18 protein-coding genes are annotated in these 22,211 nt (G+C 76.1%); 8 read left to right on the forward strand and 10 right to left on the reverse strand.

Annotated features, from left to right (window positions below; genetic code table 11):
• Nucleotides 1-42: 42 nt before the first annotated feature.
• Nucleotides 43-2,748 carry a helix-turn-helix transcriptional regulator gene (locus tag LG396_RS23385; RefSeq protein ID WP_225796246.1) on the forward strand — a complete coding sequence of 902 codons (2,706 nt, stop codon included), beginning with the start codon at nucleotides 43-45 and terminating at the stop codon, nucleotides 2,746-2,748.
• Here LG396_RS23385 and LG396_RS23390 read toward each other — a convergent pair whose 3' ends face one another.
• Nucleotides 2,749-3,351 carry a TetR/AcrR family transcriptional regulator gene (locus tag LG396_RS23390; RefSeq protein WP_037750443.1) on the reverse strand — a complete coding sequence of 201 codons (603 nt, stop codon included), beginning with the start codon at nucleotides 3,349-3,351 and terminating at the stop codon, nucleotides 2,749-2,751. It lies immediately after the preceding gene.
• Between the two features lie 70 nt (nucleotides 3,352-3,421).
• Here LG396_RS23390 and LG396_RS23395 point away from each other — a divergent pair, with 70 nt between their 5' ends.
• Nucleotides 3,422-4,255, forward strand: coding sequence for an NmrA family NAD(P)-binding protein (locus tag LG396_RS23395; protein ID WP_026278470.1), 834 nt, complete (start codon nucleotides 3,422-3,424; stop codon nucleotides 4,253-4,255).
• A 49-nt stretch (nucleotides 4,256-4,304) separates the two neighbouring features.
• On the opposite strand, the gene LG396_RS23400 is transcribed toward LG396_RS23395, so the two are convergent.
• Both LG396_RS23400 and LG396_RS23405 read right to left on the reverse strand, forming a co-directional pair.
• Entirely contained in the window at nucleotides 4,305-4,799 is a 495-nt protein-coding gene (locus LG396_RS23400) for a GNAT family N-acetyltransferase (RefSeq protein ID WP_225796247.1), read from the reverse strand.
• A 38-nt stretch (nucleotides 4,800-4,837) separates the two neighbouring features.
• Nucleotides 4,838-5,254: a hypothetical protein gene (locus LG396_RS23405; protein WP_037750437.1), complete on the reverse strand. Its 417-nt coding sequence runs from the start codon at nucleotides 5,252-5,254 to the stop codon at nucleotides 4,838-4,840.
• A gap of 392 nt (nucleotides 5,255-5,646) precedes the next feature.
• Here LG396_RS23405 and LG396_RS23410 point away from each other — a divergent pair, with 392 nt between their 5' ends.
• Nucleotides 5,647-6,843 (forward strand): epoxide hydrolase family protein, encoded by a 1,197-nt coding sequence (locus LG396_RS23410; RefSeq protein WP_225796248.1) that lies wholly within the window; start codon nucleotides 5,647-5,649, stop codon nucleotides 6,841-6,843.
• Nucleotides 6,844-6,847: 4 nt separating this feature from the next.
• On the opposite strand, the gene LG396_RS23415 is transcribed toward LG396_RS23410, so the two are convergent.
• The 5 genes from LG396_RS23415 to purD all read right to left on the reverse strand — a co-directional run bounded on the left by LG396_RS23415 (nucleotide 6,848) and on the right by purD (nucleotide 13,235).
• Nucleotides 6,848-7,246, reverse strand: coding sequence for a cupin domain-containing protein (locus LG396_RS23415; RefSeq protein ID WP_225796249.1), 399 nt, complete (start codon nucleotides 7,244-7,246; stop codon nucleotides 6,848-6,850).
• 172 nt (nucleotides 7,247-7,418) lie between these two features.
• The gene (locus tag LG396_RS23420) at nucleotides 7,419-8,000 is read right to left on the reverse strand and encodes a DUF488 domain-containing protein (RefSeq protein ID WP_225796250.1); all 582 of its coding nucleotides are present in this window, start codon (nucleotides 7,998-8,000) and stop codon (nucleotides 7,419-7,421) included.
• A gap of 104 nt (nucleotides 8,001-8,104) precedes the next feature.
• A complete protein-coding gene (locus LG396_RS23425; protein WP_018839915.1) occupies nucleotides 8,105-9,556 on the reverse strand; it encodes a N,N-dimethylformamidase beta subunit family domain-containing protein in 1,452 nt (483 codons plus the stop codon).
• A 135-nt stretch (nucleotides 9,557-9,691) separates the two neighbouring features.
• Nucleotides 9,692-11,692 carry a hypothetical protein gene (locus tag LG396_RS23430; protein WP_225796251.1) on the reverse strand — a complete coding sequence of 667 codons (2,001 nt, stop codon included), beginning with the start codon at nucleotides 11,690-11,692 and terminating at the stop codon, nucleotides 9,692-9,694.
• Between the two features lie 274 nt (nucleotides 11,693-11,966).
• Nucleotides 11,967-13,235: a phosphoribosylamine--glycine ligase gene (gene purD, locus LG396_RS23435; RefSeq protein WP_225796252.1), complete on the reverse strand. Its 1,269-nt coding sequence runs from the start codon at nucleotides 13,233-13,235 to the stop codon at nucleotides 11,967-11,969.
• Between the two features lie 271 nt (nucleotides 13,236-13,506).
• Between purD and LG396_RS23440 the strand changes: the two genes are divergently transcribed.
• Both LG396_RS23440 and LG396_RS23445 read left to right on the forward strand, forming a co-directional pair.
• Nucleotides 13,507-14,346 (forward strand): SLATT domain-containing protein, encoded by an 840-nt coding sequence (locus LG396_RS23440; RefSeq protein ID WP_225796253.1) that lies wholly within the window; start codon nucleotides 13,507-13,509, stop codon nucleotides 14,344-14,346.
• Nucleotides 14,347-14,451: 105 nt separating this feature from the next.
• Nucleotides 14,452-15,444 carry a M23 family metallopeptidase gene (locus LG396_RS23445; protein WP_225796254.1) on the forward strand — a complete coding sequence of 331 codons (993 nt, stop codon included), beginning with the start codon at nucleotides 14,452-14,454 and terminating at the stop codon, nucleotides 15,442-15,444.
• Here LG396_RS23445 and LG396_RS23450 read toward each other — a convergent pair.
• Both LG396_RS23450 and LG396_RS23455 read right to left on the reverse strand, forming a co-directional pair.
• Nucleotides 15,437-16,087 carry a putative DNA-mimic protein gene (locus LG396_RS23450; RefSeq protein WP_018839920.1) on the reverse strand — a complete coding sequence of 217 codons (651 nt, stop codon included), beginning with the start codon at nucleotides 16,085-16,087 and terminating at the stop codon, nucleotides 15,437-15,439. The two genes, LG396_RS23445 and LG396_RS23450, sit on opposite strands and share 8 nt — an antisense overlap.
• A gap of 128 nt (nucleotides 16,088-16,215) precedes the next feature.
• Nucleotides 16,216-16,896 carry a GntR family transcriptional regulator gene (locus LG396_RS23455; protein ID WP_018839921.1) on the reverse strand — a complete coding sequence of 227 codons (681 nt, stop codon included), beginning with the start codon at nucleotides 16,894-16,896 and terminating at the stop codon, nucleotides 16,216-16,218.
• A 187-nt stretch (nucleotides 16,897-17,083) separates the two neighbouring features.
• On the opposite strand from LG396_RS23455, the gene LG396_RS23460 reads away from it, so the two are divergent.
• The 3 genes from LG396_RS23460 (at nucleotide 17,084) to LG396_RS23470 (ending at nucleotide 22,203) form a co-directional block, all read left to right on the forward strand.
• Nucleotides 17,084-17,641, forward strand: a complete 558-nt coding sequence (locus tag LG396_RS23460) for a MarR family winged helix-turn-helix transcriptional regulator (protein WP_225796255.1) — start codon at nucleotides 17,084-17,086, stop codon at nucleotides 17,639-17,641.
• A gap of 183 nt (nucleotides 17,642-17,824) precedes the next feature.
• Entirely contained in the window at nucleotides 17,825-20,332 is a 2,508-nt protein-coding gene (locus LG396_RS23465; RefSeq protein ID WP_225796256.1) for a serine/threonine-protein kinase, read from the forward strand.
• A gap of 29 nt (nucleotides 20,333-20,361) precedes the next feature.
• Nucleotides 20,362-22,203: a protein kinase domain-containing protein gene (locus LG396_RS23470; protein WP_225796257.1), complete on the forward strand. Its 1,842-nt coding sequence runs from the start codon at nucleotides 20,362-20,364 to the stop codon at nucleotides 22,201-22,203.
• The last annotated feature ends 8 nt before the right edge of the window (nucleotides 22,204-22,211 follow it).

Below are 22,211 nucleotides of genomic sequence, written 5' to 3' on the forward strand. Positions count from 1 at the left end.
TACGTAATCCGTGCCGCCGACCCGCCCCGTAGGTGTGACTGGATGAATCTGTACGGGCGTCAGAAGGAGCTCGCCGAACTCGACGCGCTGATCGGCGCCGCCGCCGACTGCCGCGGGCAGAGCCTCGTGCTGCGCGGCGAGGCCGGCATCGGCAAGTCGTCGCTGCTCGCGTACGCCGAGGGCGAGGCGCGGCGGCGCGGGTTCACCGTGCTGCGCGCGGTGGGCTGGGAGGCCGAGCGGGCGCTCGCGTTCGCGGGGCTGCACCAGTTGCTGCGCCCCGTCCTCGACCGCGCCGGGGCGCTGCCGCAGCCGCAGGCCGACGCGCTGGACGCCGCGGTCGGGGCCGGCGCCGCCGAGGGGCACGACCGGTTCCGCGTCGGGCTCGCGGTGCTGTCGCTGCTCGCCGAGGCCGCCGAGGACGCGCCGGTGCTGTGCCTGGTGGACGACGCGCAGTGGCTCGACGAACCGTCCGTCGACGCGCTGCTGTTCGCCGCCCGCCGGCTGGGCGTGGAGCGCGTCGCCCTGCTCTTCGCCGCCCGCGGCGACACCGACCTCCCCGGCGCCTTCCCCGCCGCCGGGCTGCCGCAGACGGCGCTCTCGCGGCTCGGCCGCGACGACGCGCTGGCGCTGCTCGCGGGCCTCGACGTGCCCGCGGCGGTACGCAGCCGGGTGCTGGGCGAATCCTTCGGCAACCCGCTCGCGCTGCGCGAGCTGGGCGCCGCGGGCCCCGCGTCCGGCGGCCGGCCGCCCGGCCCCGGGCAGCCGCTGCCGGCCGCCGACCGGGTGCTCGCCGCGTACCGCGGCAGGGTGGAGGCGCTGCCGGAGCGGACCCGGCTGATGCTGCTCATCGCCGCCTCCGACGGGCGCAGCACCCTGCGGTACGTGATGGCCGCGGCGGAGCGGCTCGACGTCGGGCTCGCGGACCTGGCGGCGGCGGAGCGGCAGGGGCTGGTCGCCGTGGTCGGGGATGTCATCGAGTTCCGCCACCCCCTGATCCGTACCGCCGCCTACACCGCCGCGCCGCTCGCCCTCCGCGTCGCCGTGCACGAGACGATGGCCGCCACCTCCGGCGACGCCGACTGCCGCGCCCGGCACCTGGCGTCGGCGGCGACGGGCCCCGACGAGGCCGTCGCCGCCGAACTGGAGGAGTGCGGGCGGCGGGCGCTGACCCGCGGCGGCCCCGCGGCGGCGGCGGACACGTACGCGGAGGCCGCCCGCCTCACCCCGGACGCGGCGCCGCGCGTACGCCGGCTGACGGCGGCGGCGTGGGCGGCGCAGCAGGCGGGGCACGCGGAGCGGGCGGCGGAGCTGGCGGAGGAGGCGTACAAGCAGACGGAGGACGGGGACCGGCGCGCGGAGCTGGCGTACGTGCGCTCGTTCTGGCTCTTCGAGAAGGACGCCGCGCAGGAGGCCGGCGCGCTGCTCATCTCGCACGCCCCGCTGTCGCGCGCGTACGGGCGGGAGATGCTGCGCGCGGCGGCGACGTACGCGTGGTTCGGCGGGGACGTCGCGGCGCTGCACCGGGCGGCGGACCTGCTGGAGGAGTACGGGGACGCGGCCGGCGGCGACGCCCGGCGCGCGGACCGCGCGGTGCGCGGGCTCGCGCACATGGCGGCCGACGACTTCGCGCGCGGGCTGCCGCTGGTCGCCGACCTGCTCGACGACGCCCCCGTGGGCAGCACGGCGCGCATGCAGGCGATCTCCTCCGCGTCGCTGCTGCCCGACGACGTCCAACTGCCCGTGATCACCGAGGAGATCGACCACGCCCGCGCCGACGGCATCATCGGCCGGCTGCCGTACCTGCTGCACATACTGGCCCGCCAGCAGCTCTACGCGGGCGAGCACCGCGAGGCGGAGCGCACGGTGGCCGAGGCCGCCGAGATCGCCCGCGACACCGGGCTGGCGATGCGCGTCGGCCGGCTGCACAACCTGCTGGCGCGCATCCCCGCGATCGAGGGCGACGAGGAGCGCGTACGGGACCTCGTGGCGCCCGGCATGAACGCGGGCGGCAACTACGGCATCACCGCCCTGGCCCTCCTCGACCTGGGCCTCGGCCGCCACGAGGACGTGCTGGCGCGGCTGGCGGAGGCGCGCGCGGGGACGGCCCGGTACAGCGCGGCGCTGCTGTTCGCGACGGCGGACGAGGTGGAGGCGGCGGTACGCCTCGGCGCCCCCGACCGGGCGCTGCTGCCGGCCCGCCGCTTCGCGGCGTGGGCGGCGGCGGGCGGGCAGCCGTGGGCGCGGGCGGTGGCGCTGCGCAACGAGGCGCTGCTGGCGCCGTCGGCGGGCGCCGCGGCGGCGTACGCCGAGGCCGTACGCCTCCACGCCGACTCCCCCGGCCGCCCCTTCGAACGGGCCCGCACGGAGCTGCTGTTCGGCGAGCACCTGCGCCGCGAACGCCGCCGCACCGAGGCCCGCACCCACCTGCGTACCGCGCTCCAGCTCTTCGACGCCCTCGCCGCCGCCCCCTGGTCGGACCGCGCCCGCGCGGAGCTCCGCGCGGCGGGCGAGGCCCAGGCGACGGCGCGCGCCACCGCCCCGGACCCGGCGGACCGCCTGACGCCGCAGGAACTCCAGGTGGTCCGCCTGGCGGCGGAGGGCACCAGCAGCCGCGACATCGCGGCCCGGCTGTTCCTGTCCCCGCGCACGGTGGAGTACCACCTGTACAAGGCGTACCCGAAGCTGGGCGTCACCTCCCGCCGCGAACTCCCCGCCGCACTGGCCCCGCCCACGTCCCCCGAGCCGTAGTCACGGCCGCAGGCCCGCGAAGAGCACGGTCAGCAGGCGCTCGGCCCGGGTCTCGTCGCGGGTGCGGGCGCGGAGCCAGGACGCGGCGCTGACGAGCGCGAAGACGTCGTCGGGGGTGATGTCGGGGCGGATGGCCCCGGCGGCGTGGGCACGGGCGGTGAGGGCGCTGCCGGCGGCGGAGAGGCGTGCGCAGGCGGCGTGGAGTTCGGAGTCCTTGTCCTCGTGGCTGCCGAGGAGTTCCTCGGCGAGCCCGCTGTAGCCGGCGCCGTGTTCGGCGACGGCGCGCATCCAGCGGGTGAGCTGGTCGAAGGCCGGCGGGGGCGGGGCAGCGGCCAGAAGTTCGTCGCCGAGGGCGAAGAGGGCGTCGTGACGGTCGCGCAGCAGGGCGCTGAGCAGGGCGCGGCGGGTGGGGAAGTGGGCGTAGAGAGTGCCGATGGCGACGCCCGCGCCACGGGCGATCTTCTCCAGCGAGGCTTCCGTGCCCTGCTCCCGGAACGCCCGGTCCGCTTCCGCGAGCAGGCGCGCGCGGTTGCGCTGGGCGTCGGCGCGTTGGCGGCGGGGGCGGGGCGCGTGGGACGGCTGGGCGGGGGCGGTGTCCGACATAACTTGAGGGGTCCTCGAATAAGCGTGGTAGGTTTTCTTGAGACCACCTCAGGTTAACGTGGAGGAGCGGATGATAGTCGTCATGGGCGCCACCGGCACCATCGGCCGGCACCTGGTCCGGATGCTCGGCGAGACGGGCACGCCCTTCCGGGCGCTGGTGCGGAACGAGGCCAAGGGCCGCGCCCTGGGGTGCGACTTCGTCGTCGGCGACCTCGACCACCCCGCCTCCCTCGCGCCCGTCCTCGACGGCGCCGACCGCCTCCTGCTGAACAGCGGCGGCGCGCTCCCGGTGGCCGGGCGGCAGCCGATGGTGCGGCAGCAGACCGCGGCCGTCGACGCGGCGCGGGCCGCGGGGGTGTCGCGGATCGTGAAGGTGTCGGCTTGGCGGCCGGCGCCGGAGGCGAAGCTGTCGGTGCGGGCGCACTGGGAGATCGAGCAGCACCTCAAGTCCTCGGGCGTCCCGTGGTCGCTGCTGCGGCCGACCGGCTACATGCAGAACTTCTTCACCGGCGAGGGCGGCTTCAGCGCGGAGCGCGCGGTCTCCGGACCGTACGGGCAGGGGCGGGTCGCGTACATCGACGCGTACGACATCGCCGCCTGCGCGGCCGCGCTGCTGACGGCACCGGACGGGGAGGGCCGGGCCCACGACCTCACCGGCCCCGAGGCGCTCACGCACGAGGAGATCGCCGCGAAGCTGGGCGTCCCGTTCCACGACCAGTCGCCGGCGGAGGCGGGCGCGGAGCTGCGCGCCCGGGGGCTGCCCGGCTGGTTCGTGGACGATCTCCTGTGGCTCTACGCGGACATGGCGTCGGGAGGTTCCTCCGAGGTGACGACGGCGGTGCAGGACCTGACCGGGCGCGCACCCCGCGGCTTCGACGAGTTCCTGGCCGCCCAGTCCCTGTGACCGGCACGGACCGCGCTCGACCGCGGACATGACCGGCCGGACAGAACACCTAGGTGAAGGAGTACTCCAGCTCGGGCAGCTCGAATCCCTGATCGAACACGCAGGTCCGCTCGTCGGTACGGACCGCGCCGTGGCGCTCGTAGAAGGAGACCGCGCGTGTGTTGGCGCGGAGCACCTCCAGGTAGACCGTCCGCCCGGGGTGCGCCGCGGCGGCCCACGCGCGGGCGTGCCGCAGCAGCCCGCTCCCGATGCCGCCGCCGGTGCGGCCGGGCCGGGCGTGCAGGTTGTCCAGGAGGAGGCGGCCGTCGGGCCGCGGGATCAGGTACGCGAACCCGAGCAGGTCGACGCCGTCCACGGCCACGAACAGCCCCGCCCCGCGCGGCGGCTCTTCGAGCCGGCCGCGCCAGACCGCCAGCCGCTCGTCGTCCAGCGGCCCGCTCAGGAAGGCGTCCGGCATGATCCCCGCGTACGCGGTACGCCAGCTCTCGGCGTGCAGCGCCGCGATCCCGTCGGCGTCGTCCCGTACGCCCGCTCTGATCTCCATGCCGTCCAGTCTCGCGCAGTCCGGGACGGCGGCGGAGGTCAGTAGGACCTGCCGCTCCGCTCGAAGACGGTGCTCCCGTAGAGCCCCACGACGGTGGCGATGATCACCGCGGCCACTCCCGAGCCGGTCTCGTCCATCTCCTCCAGCGCGTCCTTGATGACGAGGAGCGTGCCGATGCAGGCCACCAGGAGTCCAGCCGTCGCGTACCTGCCGACCCGCCGCCAGCGGGCGAGCACCTCGGAGTGCGTCGCGACCAGGCCGACGACGCCGCAGAGCATGCACAACACCCCGCAGACGACCAGGGACGTCGCGGCGGTGTTGACGCTGTAGAGCGGCCCGGCGTCCGGCTCCGAGAACACCCGCTCCAGGGTGTCGAGATCCCACAGGGACAGGCCGGCGACCCACGGCATCAGGGTCGACGTGAACGCCAGGATGCCGCTGATCAGGAGTAGCAACGGCCCTGTGGCCCCTGCCGAGTTGTCCGGCGGGCCGGGCGGGGACGAGGGCGGCGGATGGGGTGGCGGATGGGGTGGCGGCGACCACGACGGCGGTGGCGCCCAGCCCGGTGGCGTCGCGGGGGGCGGCGGGGGCGGCGGTGAGGGGGGCGGCGCGGGGGGTGGGGCGGGGGGTGGGGCGGCTGACGCCGACGGGGGCGGCACAGGCGGTGGGGGGCGGTGCCAGGGCCGTTGGGGGCGGGGCCGTTTCCCGCGTGGCTGTGGTGCTTCCGGCGGATCGCCCATACGGCACCTCACGAGATTGCGGCCACGGCTGTGTCGCACTGCCCGTACCGTTGGTTCGTACCCGGTTGCGGAGCGGTCGATCCCGGGAACCCGCCTAGGCTCCCCTCATGAGTGCGTCACCGGACGGCAGCATCCGTCCGTTCCGGATCTCCGTCCCCGACCGCGACCTCGACGACCTGCACCACCGCCTCGACCGCACCCGGTGGCCCGACGAACTGCCCGGGGCAGGCTGGGACTACGGCGTACCGCGGGACTACCTGCGGGAGCTGGTGCGCTACTGGCGGCACGAGTACGACTGGCGGGCGGCGGAGGCCCGGCTGAACCGGTGGCCGCAGTTCATGACCACCATCGACGGGGCGGACGTGCACTTCGCGCACATCCGGTCGCCCGAGCCCGGGGCCACGCCGCTGATCGTCACGCACGGCTGGCCGGGGTCCTTCGTCGAGTTCGAGCGGATCGCCGGACCGCTCACCGACCCGCGCGCGTACGGTGCCGATTCCGCGGACGCCTTCCACCTGGTGCTGCCGAGCATTCCCGGGTTCGGGTTCTCCGGGCCCACGCGGGAGAAGGGCTGGGAGCACCTGCGGGTGGCCGGGGCGTTCGGGGAGCTGATGCGGCGGCTCGGCTACCGGCGGTACGGGGCGCAGGGAGGCGACTGGGGTGCCGCCGTCTCCCGCGAGTTGGGGCGGCTGTACGCCGGGGACGTCGTCGGCGTCCACCTGAACATCATCCCCGGGGCCGGGGCGACGGCCGAGCCGGCCGAGGCCGAACTCGCCGCCCTCGGCCCCGCGGAGCGCGCGCGCACCCTCGCCTCCTGGCAGCGGTTCCAGCACTGGAGCCGCGAGAAGCAGGGCTACGCGGACATCCAGTCCACCCGTCCGCAGACCCTCGCCTACGCGCTCACCGACTCACCGGTCGGCCAGCTCGCGTGGATCGCCGAGAAGTTCAAGGAGTGGACGGACTCCGCCGACCGGCCGGAGGACGCCGTCGACCGCGACCACCTCCTGACCAACGTGATGATCTACTGGCTGACCGGCACCGCCGGCTCCGCCGCCCGCCTCTACTACGAGCGCGCCCACGCCGCCTACCGGGGCCGGCCGCCGGAGCGCTCGGCCACCCCCACCGCGTACGCCGCCTTCCCGCAGGAGAACTTCGTCGTCCTGCGGCACCTCGCGGAACGCACGGAGAACATCGTGCGCTGGACGGAGTTCGACCGCGGCGGCCACTTCGCGGCGATGGAACAGCCGGAGTTGCTCGTCGGCGACGTCCGCGCCTTCTTCCGCGGCCTCGGAGAGACGGGCTGAGACCTCAGCCCCCGCCCGGCCGACGGCCGATCCGCATGCCCGGACGGCGGCGGTGCACCGTGACGTAGGCCAGACCCTCCGGGCCCGCCGCGAGGCTGCGGACAGAGCCGTGGGGCAGCCACACGAGCGCGCCTTCGGCCAGGGGCAGGGGGCCGTCGGGGGTGTCCATCACGCCGGTGCCGGTGACGACGAGGAGCAGGACGTCGAGGTCGGGCTCGGCGTGGGTGTCGACGCGCGCGTCCGCGGGCAGGCGGACCAGGTTGGCGTCGAGCTGGCGGCCGGGCTCGGCCAGCTTCCACAGGACATGGGCGGGGGCGGGGGGTTCGCCCGCGAGGGCCCGTACGTCGCACAGCACGCGGGCGACGGCGGCCGTGTCCTGCGGGGGCTCGCTCGGGGAGGCCATGGCCCGAGCCTAGGGCCTGTCGTTTGGATCTTCGCCGGGCTCGCGACGCCTGGCACCGCACCTCGCCGCGTTGTCGTCGGTCAACGACGCTCCGCGTCGCCTCCCTCCTCCGCCTTGCGATGCACGGCACCAGCCGCCGCTCCCTGATCCGACAAGATCCAAACGACAGACCCTAGCCCGCACCGGCCCCCGCCCCCTCTCCCCCGCCGTCGTAGACGAGCAGGCCGTCCTCGCGCAGCCGCGCCCCCGGCGTCACCCGGTGGGGGGTCAGCCGGCCGTCGTGGGCCAGGTGGAGGACCGGCGTGCCGTGGGCCAGGACGGCGGCGTCGGCGATGAGGCGGCGGTGGCAGCGCCACCAGAGCGACTCGGCGCACATCACCGCGGTACGCGCCGTCGCCGCCTCGCGCAGGAGGTCGGTCAGCGCCGCGGTGAAGCGCGGGTCGCGGGTGTAGCCGGCGTAGCCGCGGAAGGAGGCGTTCTCCCAGAACGTGTCCGGGGAGTCCGGCGCCGCCCTGCGGAAGCCGCCGAGGCGGGGCTCCCAGCGGTACGCGATGTCCGTACGCGGCAGCCACGCCGCCAGCGCGTCGCGGGCCACGTACGGGTTGCGGCGGCTGCCGGGTGCGGTCCGTACGTCGACGACCGACCGCACGTCCGCACCGTGCAGCAACCCGGCGAGCCGGTCCCGGTCGGCCGTGCCGTGGCCCACGGTCAGCAGCGGCGCGGGGGCCCCGGCGCCGCCGGGCACCTCCGTCACGTCCGTGCGGCGACCGTGCGCGGCTCACGGTCCCGGACGCCGGGGAAGAGCTTCTGCATCCCCCCAGTCTTCGGCAACCCACCCCCCTCCGCCCGGCGAGCGGGTCAGTCGCGTTTGCAGATTCGGTCCAGGAGGTTTGCCGTTGCGCGCTGGATCACGCTGTTCACGTGGTCCGGCCGGTCCAGGGCCGGGGACCAGGCGAACGTGCCGGCCGCGAACACCAGTCCGCCCGCCGGGGTCTCGTACAGCGACGTCTCCTGGTAGCGGCGCATTCCGCGGCCGTCCGGGTACGGGGAGTGGGCGAGGAGTTTGCGTTCGGTGTGCTTCGGCTGCGGGGCGCGGGGGAAGTAGCGGTCCGCCTCGCCCGCGACCAGGCCCGGGAGTTCGTCGCCCTCCAGGGCGCCCGTCGCCTCCCACAGCCAGTGGTCCGCGTTCCGGACGACCAGCGGGCGCGGCTCCGGCACCCGGCCCACGTACTGCACGCCCAGCAACTCCTGCTCCGGCGCGCCCTGTTCGCGCCAGAGCGCCGGGCGGCCCGGGCCCTGGCGCTTGGTGCAGTGCAGCAGCCGGTCCGGCTCGCCGGACGCGGAGGGGGCGAGGGAGACCTGCCAGTACATGGTGTTGGCGGAGAGGAACACCAGGGACGTGCCCGCGTCCCGCGCGCGCTCGGCGGCCCGGCGCATGGGCACCGACCAGTACTCGTCGTGGCCGGGGAAGACGATGCCGCGGTAGCGCGTCGGGTCGACGCGGCCGGCGTGCAGGTCGCGGGCGTCGGCGTACGCCAGGTCGTAGCCGTAGCGCTCCGCCCAGCGGATGAAGTCGTAGGCGTGGCCGGCGTGCAGGGGCAGTCCGGCGCCCGCGTAGGGGCGGTCGAAGGAGACCGTGGTGGCCGCCTCCGGCTCGCCGAGGAGGCAGCCGTCGTCGTCCCAGGCGTGGTAGAGGCTGGCGCCCGTGCGGCCGTCCTCGGGGTAGAGGTTGTACGCCTGCCACGTGACGTCCGGCAGCAGCAGGAGCAGGTCGGCCGGCTCGGTGGAGCGGACGGTGAACGGCGCGTGCGAGCGGTGGCCGTCGGCGGTGGTGAGCACGGCGACGTACGCGCCCGGGGAGAAGTACGACGGGATCTGCAGCCGCCAGGAGAGCCACCAGTGGTGGCAGGAGACCGTGCGCCCGGCGGCCAGCGGCACGGGCTGCACGATGCCGGCGAGCCGCGGGCTGCTCGTCACCTTCGCGGCGCCGTCGCCGGCGTAGTGGCCGATGCGGTAGATGTCGACGCCGAACTCCTGCGGCGGGTCGACGGAGATACGGAAGTCGACGGACTCGCCGGGCTCGGCGCACGAGGGCGCGGCGAAGCCCTTGATCTGCTGGCGTACGTCGTTCGCGAGGTGGACCCCGCCGTCGCCGGTGGTGGCCGCGTCGACGTACCAGGGGACGAGGCGGCCGTCCTCGAAGGACTCCTCGCCCGCGTGCAGCCACGGCAGCGGGCCCGCCGCGAACGGGTCGGAGACGGCGTGCGCGAGCGCCCCGGACTCCCACCGCCGGATGCTGTCGTGAACCACGGGCCGATTCCCTCCCTCGCCCCCGCGTGGGTCGGCGAGTCCAGGACATCACATAACGCGAACGGCTCCTCACGGAACGCCGACATTCGTTCGACATGACGCCCGTACGAGGCGGGCGGTTCCCGAACGCCTACGTCAGACCAGCAGAACCGGCTTTTCGGGGCGTACGCCGGCGGCTGTCAGCCAGGAGCGCAACTGGGTGTCGTCGCGGGTCTCGACCAGGGTCCGGACCGCCGCCGCCGGGCTGCCGCCGCGGCGGGTGCGCAGCACGGGGCCGTCCAGCCAGTCGAGTCCGGGGGCGGCGCCCGCGGTGTCGACGGCGGCGCAGCAGACCATCGCGAGGACGTGGTCCACGAGGAGTTCGCGGCCGGTACGGGGCGGCGTCAGCGGCGCCGCGGCGCCGGCCGGTGCGTGCTGCTGCTGGACGCGGGTGAGGGCGGCGCCGATCCGGTCGGCCTCCTCGGGGCCCGCGGTGAGCCGGTCCACGACGCGGGCGAGCGTGCCGCGGTCGGGGCGGCCGGCGGGCTCCGGGCTGTCCTCCAGCCGGTCCAGCACGGCGTGCAGCCGGGCGGCCTCCAGCCGCCACTTGCGGTCCACGACCTCGTCCGGGTACTGCTCCCAGCTCACCCCCGCGAACCCCGCCGCCGGCTCGCCGCCGACCACGGCGCCCACCGCCGCGCCGCCGGGGCCGCTGAACAGCTCCGCGGCCAGCAGCGACGCCGCTTCGTCGACCATGCCGGGCTCCTCCAGCAGGTCGCAGGCGGGGCGCTCGCCGAGCCGGGTGGCGAAGCCCTCGGCGAGGCGGTCGCGGCGGGACAGCTCGGTGAGGGCGGAGACGACGCCGGCGTTGAGGCGGGAGGGCCAGCGGCCCATCCGCCAGGCGGGCAGCGCGACCCGGGTCAGCAGCCGGTCCCAGCCGGCGTACGCGAGCCCCACCTGCTCCTGCGCGACGATCCGCAGGCCGTAGTCCACGGCCTGGGCGCGCTCGGCCGCGGCGGCGGCGACGGCGCGCTCCATCTCGACGGGGTGCTCGCCGCAGGCGCGCAGCAGCAGCCGGGCGACGCCGCCGGTGCACCGCCGCCAGAGCAGGGCGGCACGGGCGCGGGGACCGCGGCCGGCCGCGGGGGCGGCGGTGGTGGCTGTGGCGGCGTCCGCGGCGTACGGGCCGGGGGCGCCGAGCGCCGCGCCGGGACCCGGCTCGTACGGCCCCGCCGCCGTCTCGTACGGCCCCTGGGCCTCGCCGCCCCCCGGCGCCCCGCGCGACGGCAGCGCCGCCGCCGCGTCCAGGGCTCGTACGAAGCGGCGCGCCGCGGCGATGTCGGGCTGGGCCGAGGCCGCCGTGCCGGCGACGACGGGGGCGAGGACGGCACGCAGTTCGCCGACGCGCATCCACCACAGGAACGGCGAGCCGATGACGAGCACGGGGCCCTCGGGCTCCGCGGTGGCGCGCTCGACGACCTCGCGCCAGTTCGGCGCGTACGACGCCTCCGCCGACGCCTGCCGCCGGGCCGCGGCTGCGGCGGCGTGGCTCTCCGCGGCGGGCCCGCGGGGCGCGCCGTGGCCGTCGCCGAACACCGCGGCGTCGCCCGCTCCGTACGCACCGGGCGCCCCCGGGCCCGTACGGGAAGGGGAGCCGGCGCCGGACCCGGCGCCGCCGTGCCGGCGCGGCCGCAGGGCCCGTGCCAGCCGCCGGCCGAGGCGCCGCAGCCAGCTCCGCACCCCCGCGGGCGCCGGGCCGGGGTCCTCCAGCCAGCTGTCGCAGTCCGGGGTGAGCGCCACCGCGGCCGGCACCGGCACGCCGAGCCGCTCGGCGAGGTCGCCGACGAGGCGGTACAGGTCGGGGGCGGCCCGGCGCGGCACCGGGACGGTCAGCGTGGCCGCGGGCTCCGCACGGGAGATGGACCGCGCGACGGCGGCGGCCAGCGCGGGCACCAGGACGGCGAGCACGACGACGGGCCAGCGCAGCGCCGCGAGCACCCCGTCCACCCGCCCCATCGCCGAGCCGGCCAGCAGCACGACGGCCACCGCCGCAGGCAGCATGACGGCGCCGAGGGCCGCCCCCCGCACGCGCAGGACGGCGAGAGCCCGGGAGCGGGCGGCTTGCGCACCCGCCTCCGTACCGGTCGCTGTGGACACGTCCGTACCTCACCCCCTCAACCGCCGACGGGTAGGGCAACGGCCGTAACGAGGCGAAACGGCCGTACTCCACCACTGTCGCACCGGCCACGGCCTGTGCAATGCCGGTAGGCCAGTTGGCCTGATCAGGCCCCCACCGCCCGGACGCGGCCGACCGGACGGCCGGTACGTCGGGCAGGTGCACCATAGTTGGGGGGCGCGGCCACGTCAGCAGGACCGCCGCCCGGTCACCCGATGGAATGGCCTTGGGCAAAGGTCGGGACGCCGTGAAATTTCAGTCGGCGGCGGTCTCCGCGGCGCGTGCGGCGATGTCCCCGCGGTAGTGCGCACCGTCCAGTCCGATCCGGCGAATCGCCTCGTAGGCGCGGTCGCGGGCGGCGGTGAGGTCCGCGCCGACGGCGGTGACGCACAGCACCCGGCCGCCGGCGCTGAGAACGCGGCCGGAGTCATCGAGCTTGGTACCGGCGTGCAGCACGTACGCGTCGGCCGAGACGGCGTCGGCCTCGTCCAGGCCGGTGATGACGTCGCCCGTACGGGGCTTCGCGGGGTAGTCCCGGGCGGCCAGGACCACGGTGACGGCCGCGTCGTCGCTCCACACCAGCGGCGGGAACGCGGCGAGCCGGCCCTGCGCGGCGGCCCGGAGCAGCCCGGCCAGCGGGGTGCGCAGCCGGGCCAGGACGGCCTGGGTCTCGGGGTCGCCGAAGCGGGCGTTGAACTCCACGACCCGTACGCCCCGCGAGGTCAGCGCGAGCCCCGCGTACAGCAGGCCGGAGAAGGGCGTGCCGCGGCGGCGCATCTCGTCGACGGTCGGCTGGAGCACCGTCTCGACGACCTCGTCGACGAGCTTCGGATCGGCCCACGGCAGCGGCGTGTACGCACCCATGCCGCCGGTGTTCGGGCCGGCGTCGCCGTCGTACGCGCGCTTGAAGTCCTGTGCGGGGGACAGCGGTACGACGCTCTCGCCGTCCGTGACGGCGAAGAGGGAGACCTCGGGGCCGTCGAGGAACTCCTCGATCACCACCTGGCCGGCGGCGGTGCAGGCGCGCGCGTGCGCGCGTGCCGCGTCGAGGTCCTCGGTGACCACGACGCCCTTGCCGGCCGCGAGCCCGTCGTCCTTGACCACGTACGGCGGGCCGAAGGCGTCGAGCGCGGCATCGGTCTCCTCGGGGGTGGTGCAGACGTAGGAGCGGGCGGTGGGGACGTCGGCCTCGGCCATCACGTCCTTCGCGAACGCCTTGGACCCCTCCAGCGTGGCCGCCTCGGCGCCCGGTCCGAAGCAGTCGATGCCGCGCGCCCGTACGGCGTCGGCGACACCGGCGACGAGGGGCGCCTCCGGGCCGACGACGACGAGGTCCGCGCCGAGACCGGCGGCGAGCGCGGCGACGGCTTCGCCGTCGAGCACGTCGACGGCGTGCAGGCGGGCGACCGCGGCGATGCCGGCGTTGCCCGGCGCGCAGTGCAGCTCGCGGACGTCGGGGTCGAGGGAGAGGGCACGGCACAGGGCGTGTTCGCGGGCGCCGCCGCCGATGACGAGGACCTTCACGGGATCAGCCTATCGGTCGGCTCCGGGGCCACCGGTCCGGGTGACGGCGCTTTCGCCCCCATACCCGATCAACCACTCCTTACGAGGGTAAATAACGGCATTTTCGGCTCGTGTCCCCTCGTTCGGCGGTAGGAAGGCCGCCGCGGGCGCACCATCCGATTGCCCAGTCATCACACGTCACGCCCGTCACACAGAGCACAGAGAGCACACAGAACCCGGAAGAAACAGGCGAGTTCGCGCACGTCGAGTTACGCCGAGCAAGGAGTCCCGTATGAACCCCTCGGAGGAGACCCGGACGACCGGCACCGCCACCGGCGCCGCCCGAGAAGGCCGCGGCGCGCGCGGGCGCTTCGGCCGCAGGAACCGGGCCGGGCGCGGCGGCAGCGGCGCGGCCGGCGCCGGCGGTGCCGGCGCCCCCGGCTCCGTGGCGCTGCCCGGTGAGCTGCTCGCCCGGCCGTTCCCCCTCGGCGACTGGGGCGACCCGGCCAAGCGGCTGGACGAGCTGTACCTGTGGGCGGAGGAAGGCGCGCTGCACACCGCGCGGTCGTACCTCGCCGCCCGCCGCGTCAAGCGCCGCGCGGCGCGGACGCTGCGGGCGTCGGCGGCGGTGTGCGCGGCGGCGGGCGCGGCGCTGCCGGTGCTCGACCTGACGGAGACGGTGCCGGACCGGTTCGCCGGGTGGGCGTTCGTGGCCCTGTTCGCGGCGCTGGCGTGCCTGGCGGCGGACCGGTTCTTCGGGCTGACGGCGGGCTGGATGCGCGACGTGGCGACGGCGCAGGCGGTGCAGCGGCGGCTGGAGGCGCTGCAGTTCGACTGGGCGTCGGAGTCGGTGCGGGAGGTGCTGGGCCCGACGGAGGGCACGGCGAGCGAGGCGGCGGAGCGGTGCCTGGTGGTGCTGCGGCGCTTCACGGAGGACGTGACCGAGCTGGTACGGGCCGAGACCGCGGACTGGATGGTGGCGTTCGGCGGCGGGCGCGCCGCGCTGGCGACGCAGTCGCTGGCGTGGGCCCGCTGCCCCGAGACCCAGCCCCAGGCCCGCGCCCCGCTCCCCCCGGCGGGCCTACGCCCCACGATGCCGCGCCAACGCCCCCCGGAACCCCCGGGGCGCTAGCGGCCACCCGGCCCCCCTCCTCCCGCAAGGGGCGGCCCGCGGACCCCGTTGCCGGTCAGGCACAGTGGTAAGGGGCATACGACAGGGGACGAGCGGGGGTTACACGTGAACGGGGCACGGGTCGTCGGGGCGGTGCGCGCGGCGCAGGCGGTGGCCACGGTGGTGCTGCTGGGCGCGGCGGTGACCGGCGTCGAGGCCGGCGCCACGGGGCGGGTGGTGCTCTGGGTCGCCGTCGCCGTCTGGGGCACCGCCGCGGCGGAGATCGCGGTGCGGCTGGCCCTCGGCGGCGTACGCGCCCTGCGGCGGCGCGGCGCGGCGGACGCGCCCGGCGCCGACGGGGCGCTCCCCGGCGCCGTCCGCGTCGACTCCCCCGTCGCCGGCCGGTGGCGCGCGTTCAACAGCCCCGCCGACAAGGTGCCCAGCCACGGCACCCGCTCCCTCGCCCAGACCTACGCCATCGACATCGTCCGCGCCCCCGGCGACGACCCCGACGGCACCCCCGGGAGCACCCCCGGCCTGCGCTGGTGGCCGCCGTTCCCCGCCAACAGGGACTTCCCCGCCTACGGCGCCCCCGTCCTCGCCCCCGCCGCGGGCCGCGTCGTCACCGCCGTCGGCTCCGCGCACCGCGACCACCGGGCCCGCAACACCGTCCCGGGGCTGGTCTACCTGATGGTCGTCGAGCAGATGGCCCGCTCCGTCGCCGCCGGCGCCGGCATCGGCGCGATCGTCGGCAACCACGTCGTGCTGGAGCTGGCGGACGGTTCGTACGCCCTCTTCGCGCACCTGCGCCGCGGCTCGACGACGGTGCGTCCGGGCGACGCCGTACGGGCCGGGCAGCAGCTCGCAGAGGTGGGCAACTCCGGCAACTCCAGCGAGCCGCACCTGCACTTCCAGCTCATGGACGGCCCGGACCCGCGGCGGGCCGCGGGCGTGCCGTTCGCCTGGCGGGGCGTCGGGGTGCCGCGCAACGGCACGGACTTCACCGCCGCCCCGGCCCGTACCCCGGAAGCCGGCGACCCCACCGCCGACGCCGCCGGCACACCTGGCACCGGCGACGCAGCCGCCGGCACCGGCACCACCGGCACCGCCGTCAGCTGAAGACGATCATCGACCCCTGCGCCAGGCTCCGCGTCGCCGCCGCGTGCAGCCCCAGCCACACGTGCCGCTCCTGCGCGAACTCCCCGCCGTCCGCCGGCGCCGTCGCCGCCGGCTCCGACAGCTCCGTCGGCCCCGGCGGCGGGGCCGGGGCGGGGGGCGGGTTGTCCGGGTCGATGCCGATCGCCGGGGCGACGGCGACGAGTTCGCGTACGAGACCCTGCGCCGAGCCCAGCGGCCCGCCGCCCGCGAGCAGTTCCTCCGTCACCAGCGGGTGCGGGAAGTCGACGGGGACGTACGCGCCGGCGTGGTCGTAGTGCCAGACCAGATGCGACTGCTGCGCCGTGGACTCGAACATCTCCAGCAGCTGCTCGTAGTCCCCGCCCAGCTCGCCGACCGGCGTCACTTCCAGGCCGCACAACTGCAGCAGGTACGCGCGCCGCAGGAAGTGCAGCGCGTCGTAGTCGAAGCCGGCGACCGGGGCGACATCCCCGGACAGGCCCGGCATATAGCTCTGCACGGGCACCGGCGGCAGCCCCGCCTGCGCCAGCGCGGCGTCGTAGGCGGCGATCTCCTCGGCGAAGGGGTTGTCGGGGCTGTGGCACAGGACGTCGACGAGGGGCACCAGCCAGAGGTCGCAGGCCAAGCGGTACGCTCCTTAACTGCGCGGTCCGGCTCAGGGTAGCCGCTGACGGCGGCCCCGCAGCACCCCCCGGCCGGGTACCGCGCCCCCCTGCGCCGGGTCTCGGCCACCGGTCCCGCGGGCCGGGGCCGTCAGCCGCCCGCGAGCCGTTCGATCAATTCGAGCGAGTGCCGGTTGTACGTGCGTACGACCTCCTCGGCGGCGGCCACGTCGCGTCGCTCTATGGCCTCGACGAGTTGCATGTGCCCCTGCCAGAACGTGCCGGGCACGCAGGTCTCGCACTCCTCGCGCAGATACGGCACGGCGAAGACCCAGCAGTGGATCCGTACCCGCTCCAGGAACTCGGTGATGTAGTCGTTGCCGATCAGGCTGGTGATCTCGCGCCAGAAGCGCAGGTCGTAGTGGACGAGCACGTCGAGGTCGCCGGCCTTCGCCGCCCGTTCGGCCTCCTCGCCGCGGCGGCGCATCGCGGTCAGCGCGCCCGGCCGGGGGACGACGGTGTGCAGCGGGCTGGCGTGGAAGACGCCCATCTCCACGACGGTGCGGGCGTCGGCCATCGCGCGGAAGTCGTCGAGGGTGAAGGCGTGCACGCGGTAGCCGCGGTGCTGCTCGACGTCGAGGAGGCCCTGGGCGGCGAGGTCGACCAGGGCTTCGCGTACGGGGGTTGCGGAGACCCCGTACTGCTCCGCTATCTCGCCGACCGTGATGTGCTGCCCGGCCGCGAGCCGCCCGGCCAGGATCTCGTCGCGCAGGGCGTCGGCGATCTGTGCACGCAGCGTCTCGCGCCGGACCACGGCGCCTGCGGGGGTCATGCGGTGGGCCTTCCTGATGGGGGATGCCCCCACACGATAAGGGCACGCGGCGGCGGCGTTCGACAGCATGCTGTCCTTTTGACAGCATGCTGTCGTCACGGGAACGCGGGCGCCGCACCCGCAGAACCGTTTACCTGGCCGTCTGCGCGTAAGCGGCCGAAAAGCGACGGAGCGGAGGCGGCGGACCATGCGCAAGGGCACCGGCGGGGGCGCGGCGGACGAGGACGGCCCGGCGCCCCCCGGCGCCGCCGCGCTCCTCGACGCCGTCGCCACGGCCTCGTTCCGCCTCGGCGGCCAGTTCCTCGCGCGCGGCGACCTGTTGGCCGCGCCCGCGGGGCTGACCGCGGCCCGCTGGCAGGTGCTGTACGCCGTCCGCCGCGAGCCGTTGTCCGTCGCGGGCGCCGCGCGGGTGCTGGGGGTGGCCCGGCAGAGCGTGCAGCGGATCGCGGACGTGCTGGTGGAGCAGGGCCTCGCGGCGTACGAACCGAATCCCGCGCACCGCCGCGCCAAGCTGCTCCGGCCGACCCCCGCGGGGCGGCGCGCGATGGCGCGGCTGGGGCCCGGGCACACGGAGTTCGCCGGCCGGCTCGCGCACCGGCTGGGCGGGGAGGAGGGGTTCGGCGAGACGCTGGCGGCGCTGCGGCGGCTGTCGGGGGCGCTGGAGGCGCTGCGGGCGGAGGACGCCGAGGCGGCGGAGGAGGCCGGCGACAGGGGCCGCGGCCGGACAGCCGGAAACGGCCGCTGACGTGCCCGGGAACCCGGCGGCGCCGCGGCCGCGCGGGGCCCGTACCGGCCGCCGGTCCGCGCCGCGCCGAGATCACCGCCCCACGACGATGGTGTGACAGCACCGCAACGAGAATCCCGGCCCCCCTCATCCCCACCCCCGGTCACCGCCTACGCTCTCCGGGTAGACCACGGGGGTAGGGGAATGGAGAGCGTGGAACCGCTGGCGTCGCAGGATCCGCAGCAGATCGGCGCGTACCGGCTGCTCGGCAGGCTCGGCAGCGGCGGCATGGGCCGGGTCTTCCTGGGCCGGACCGCGGGCGGCAGGACGGTGGCCGTCAAGCTGGTCAAGCAGGAGCTGGCCGCCGAGGAGGAGTTCCGCGCCCGCTTCCGTACCGAGGTGCGCGCCGCGGCCCGCGTCGGCGGCAAGTGGACGGCGCCCGTGCTCGACGCCGACACCGAGGCGCCGGTGCCGTGGGTCGCCACGGGGTACGTCGCGGGGCCGACGCTGCAGGAGGTCGTCGAGCGGTACGGGCCGCTGCCGCCGGAGTCGCTGTTCACGCTCGCGTACGGGCTGGCCTGCGCGCTGCGCGACGTGCACGCCGCCGGACTGGTGCACCGCGACCTCAAGCCGTCCAACGTGCTGGTCACCATCGAGGGCCCGCGCGTCATCGACTTCGGCATCGCCCGCGCGCTGGACTCGCTGTCCGACGGCACCGTCACGCGCACCGGCATCGTCGTCGGCTCGCCGAGCTTCATGTCCCCGGAGCAGATCATCGGGGAGGACGTCTCGGCGGCGAGCGACGTGTTCTGCATGGGCGGGCTGCTGGCGTACGCGGCGACCGGGCGGGCGCCGTTCGGGTCGAGTTCGTCCGGGATGCACGCGGTGATGTTCCGCGTCGTCCAGGAGGAACCGGATCTGGCGGGCGTGACGGACCCGGCGCTGCACGGCCTCATATCCGGCTGCCTGGCCAAGCTCCCGGCGGACCGCCACGACACGACGGCGCTCGCGAAGCTGGCGGGCCCGCCGGACCCGGAGGCGGCGTGGCTGCCGGCGGCGCTGACCGCCGACCTGGGCCGCCAGGCGGTACGGCTGCTGGACACGGACACGCCTCCGGCGGGGGACCGCGACACGAGCCCGCTCCGCACGGTGCCCCCGGCGGACCCGACCCCGCCGACGGGGGGCCGCCCGGCGAAGGGCCCGGCGGGCACCGGGGGAACGGCCGGGGCGGGCGGCTACGCGGAAAGCGCGGCGACGGACCGGCAGTCCGGCGCACCGCACCTGGGCCCGGGCGCCGGAGCGACCAACGGAGCGGGCGGATACCCGGGAGCCGAGGCGGCCTACGGGCCGGGCACGGGCACCGGCGCGGGGGGCGAATCAGGCCACGCCGCCGGGGGCGGGGCGGCGGACCCGGAGTCCGGTGCGCAGCGCCAGGACCCTGGTGCCGGCACGACCGACGGGGCCGGCCACCACGCGCCCGGCGCGGACCGCCTCGGCGGTGGCGGCGAGACCGCCGGGGCGTGGCCGCGTGCCGCGGGTTCCGAGGACGTCACCGTCCAGCGCTCCGCGGGCGGCGCGGCCGGCGCGCGGCCGCGGGACGCGGAACGGGGCCCCGCGACGGAGCCCCGGGTTCCGGGAAGGCGCGGGGACGGGGAGGACTCCGGCTCCGACCCGCGGCTACGCCCCCACCCCACCCGCCCGTACGAGACCCCCGCCGCCTACACCACCGCCGCCCACGGCTCCGCGGCCCACCCCGCCGACGACACCACCGCAGGACCCGCCGCCCCCGCCTCCGGCAACGGCAACGGTGCCCCGCCCCGCCGCCGGCGCCCCCGCCGGGCCCGGCTGCTCACCGCCCTCGCCCTCCTCGTCGCCGTCGGCGTCGCCGTGCCCGTCGCCCTCGCCACCCAGCGCGACGACGACGGCGCCACCGCCCGCAGCTCCGACGTCCCCCACCGCTACCTCGGCGCCTGGCTCGGCACCCAGTACCGCGACGGCGAACCCACCGACACCTACCGCCAGTTCACGATCCGCCCCGGCGAGAAGGGGGAGATCGTGGCCACCAGCATCGTGCTCGACGGCCAGTCGCAGTGCACCAGCGAGGGCGAGCTGACCGGCACCGGCAAGGGCCTGCGCCTCGACACCGAGGTCGTCGAGGCCGCCCCCGCCGGCGAGTGTTCACCGGTCGACGGCCACGTGCTCACGTACGACGACGGCAAGCTGCTCTGGCGCGCCGCCGGCGGCCGCACCGCCGAGCTGACGAAGGTCGAGGCCCGCGACCGCCGCATGCCGCGCGAACTGCTGGGCCGCTGGCAGCGGCCCGCCGGCTCCGGTACCCAGGTGATGCAGGTCGTCCAGGCCGCGCCGGGGCAGATCGCCGTGCGCTTCACGACCCGTACCGGCGACGGGAACACCTGCCAGGCCAGGGCCGACTTCGTCGGCGTCGACCAGCGCGACGACCGCGTGCTGCTCGGCCCGTCGGAGATCACCTCGGTGACGGGCCCGGAGGACTCCGGCACCGGCGAGACCCCCGACGGCCTCGGCGACGACTCGGGCGAAGGCCGGTTGGGCGGCCCGTGCGTGCCCGGGTTCGCGTCCGCGATGCAGGCGACCGCCGACGGCTCCGTGCTGGACCGCCAGTTCCTCGGTGGGGAACAGCGCACCCGGCACTACACAAGGGCCGACGGCTCGGCTGCCGACCCGACACAATAGGCACGCCCGACGAGGGGGAAGGGGGCAGCATGGACAGCCTCGGACCGGATGATCCGCGCCGTGTCGGCTCGTACCAACTGCTCGGACGGCTCGGCGAAGGCGGCATGGGACGCGTCTACCTCGCCCGTTCGGAACGCGGCAGGACCGCCGCGGTGAAGCTGGTCAAGGCCGAGCTGGCGCGCGAGCCGGAGTTCCGGCGCCGGTTCACGCAGGAGATCACCGCCGCCCGCCTGGTCGGCGGCGAGTGGACCGCGCCCGTGCTCGACGCCGACACGCACGCCGCGACGCCGTGGGTCGCCACCGGATACGTCGCCGGCCCCTCGCTGCACGAGGTCGTCGCCCGGGACTTCGGCCCGCTGCCCGACGCCTCCGTACGCGCGCTCGCCGGCGGGCTGGCCCGCGCGCTGGAGGCGATCCACGCCGCCGGGCTCGTCCACCGCGACCTCAAGCCGTCCAACATCCTCGTCACCATCGACGGGCCGCGCGTCATCGACTTCGGCATCGCCCGCGCGCTGGACTCGGTCACGGCGGCCGGCGACGGGCTGACCCGTACCGGCGCGGTCATAGGCTCGCCCGGCTTCATGTCGCCCGAGCAGGTGCGCGGCGAGCGGGTCACGGCGGCGAGCGACGTGTTCTGCCTGGGCACGGTGCTGGCGTTCGCGGCGACCGGGCGGATGCCGTTCGGCACGGAGGACAGCGGCGCGCACGCGCTGATGTTCCGGATCGCCGCGGAGGAGCCGGAACTGTCGGGCATCGACGGCGAGTTGCGCACGCTGATCGAGCGCTGCCTCGCCAAGGAGCCGACCGCGCGGCCGCAGGTCGCGGAGCTGGTGGCGCTGACGGAGCAGGCGGCGCAGCTCAAGCCGTGGCTGCCGGGGGCGCTGCTGGAGCTGCTGGCGCGGCGGGCGGTGGAACTGCTCGACGCGGAGACGCCGCAGGTCGCGGGCGCCACCGGGGCGGCCGCCCCGGCATACGGGCCGCCGCTCACCGGCGCCGGCCCGGGCCCGTACGGGCAGACCGGCCTGCGGCCGGGGCACCCGCAGCCGTACGGCACCCCGCCGCACACGCCCCCGCACACCCCGCCCCACACGCCGCCGCAGCAGCACCGCCCCGCCTACGGCACCGCGCCCACCGCGCACCCGCCGCCCTACGGCGCCCCGGCGCCCCCCTACGGCCAGACCGGCTGGCAGACGCCGCGCCCGCCGGTGCCGGGCCGCCCGCGCGCGGTGCGGCCCATCGCCACGGCGCTCCAGGTGCTGCTGGGCGTGTACGCGGCGTACGTCTGCCTCCAGGTCATCCAGGAGATCAACCTCCTGGTCCTGCTGAGCGAGGACGGCGCCGACACCTGGTACATGGCCGAGGACCTCGACCGGATGGAGAACTTCACCGCCGGCAACTTCCTCCTCTTCGCGGTGTGCGCCGTGCTGTGGTCGGTCTGGTTCTACCGGCTGCGTACGAACTCCGAGGCGTTCGCCCCGGGCCAGGTGCGCTACTCCAGCGGGCTGGCCATCGGCTCCTGGTACATCCCGGTCGTCCAGCTCTGGTTCCCCATGCAGATCGCCAACGACATGTTCCGGATCAACAGCCCCTTCCCGCACCACGCGCGCCCGCCCGCCGGCTACGGCCCGCGGCCCGTGTCGTACGGGAAGGGCGTGCTGAACTTCTGGTGGGCCGCCTGGGTCACCACCATGGTGCTCGCCCTGGTCACGGCGGAGAACTGGGAGGTCGGCATGGCGATCGGCTCCGCGATGCGGATCGTGCTGTTCGACCTGCTGTTCTCGTTCGTGCTCATCGTGACGAGCGTGCTGGCGCTGCTCGCGGTGCAGCAGCTGACGACGCTGCAGGACCAGCGCCTCAAGGGCACGGTCTGACGGCTGAC

It is taken from the genome of Streptomyces aculeolatus (assembly GCF_020400605.1).
GTDB classification, from domain to species: domain Bacteria; phylum Actinomycetota; class Actinomycetes; order Streptomycetales; family Streptomycetaceae; genus Streptomyces; species Streptomyces aculeolatus.

Bases quoted from the DNA above. Each gene is read 5' to 3' on its own strand.
- LG396_RS23440 (WP_225796253.1), top strand. From the start codon at position 13,507: ATGAACCCCTCGGAGGAGACCCGGACGACCGGCACCGCCACCGGCGCC.
- LG396_RS23415 (WP_225796249.1), bottom strand. From the start codon at position 7,246: ATGGCCTCCCCGAGCGAGCCCCCGCAGGACACGGCCGCCGTCGCCCGC.
- LG396_RS23385 (WP_225796246.1), top strand. From the start codon at position 43: ATGAATCTGTACGGGCGTCAGAAGGAGCTCGCCGAACTCGACGCGCTG.
- LG396_RS23470 (WP_225796257.1), top strand. From the start codon at position 20,362: ATGGACAGCCTCGGACCGGATGATCCGCGCCGTGTCGGCTCGTACCAA.
- LG396_RS23455 (WP_018839921.1), bottom strand. From the start codon at position 16,896: ATGACCCCCGCAGGCGCCGTGGTCCGGCGCGAGACGCTGCGTGCACAG.
- LG396_RS23410 (WP_225796248.1), top strand. From the start codon at position 5,647: ATGAGTGCGTCACCGGACGGCAGCATCCGTCCGTTCCGGATCTCCGTC.
- LG396_RS23400 (WP_225796247.1), bottom strand. From the start codon at position 4,799: ATGGAGATCAGAGCGGGCGTACGGGACGACGCCGACGGGATCGCGGCG.
- LG396_RS23395 (WP_026278470.1), top strand. From the start codon at position 3,422: ATGATAGTCGTCATGGGCGCCACCGGCACCATCGGCCGGCACCTGGTC.
- LG396_RS23460 (WP_225796255.1), top strand. From the start codon at position 17,084: ATGCGCAAGGGCACCGGCGGGGGCGCGGCGGACGAGGACGGCCCGGCG.
- LG396_RS23465 (WP_225796256.1), top strand. From the start codon at position 17,825: ATGGAGAGCGTGGAACCGCTGGCGTCGCAGGATCCGCAGCAGATCGGC.
- LG396_RS23390 (WP_037750443.1), bottom strand. From the start codon at position 3,351: ATGTCGGACACCGCCCCCGCCCAGCCGTCCCACGCGCCCCGCCCCCGC.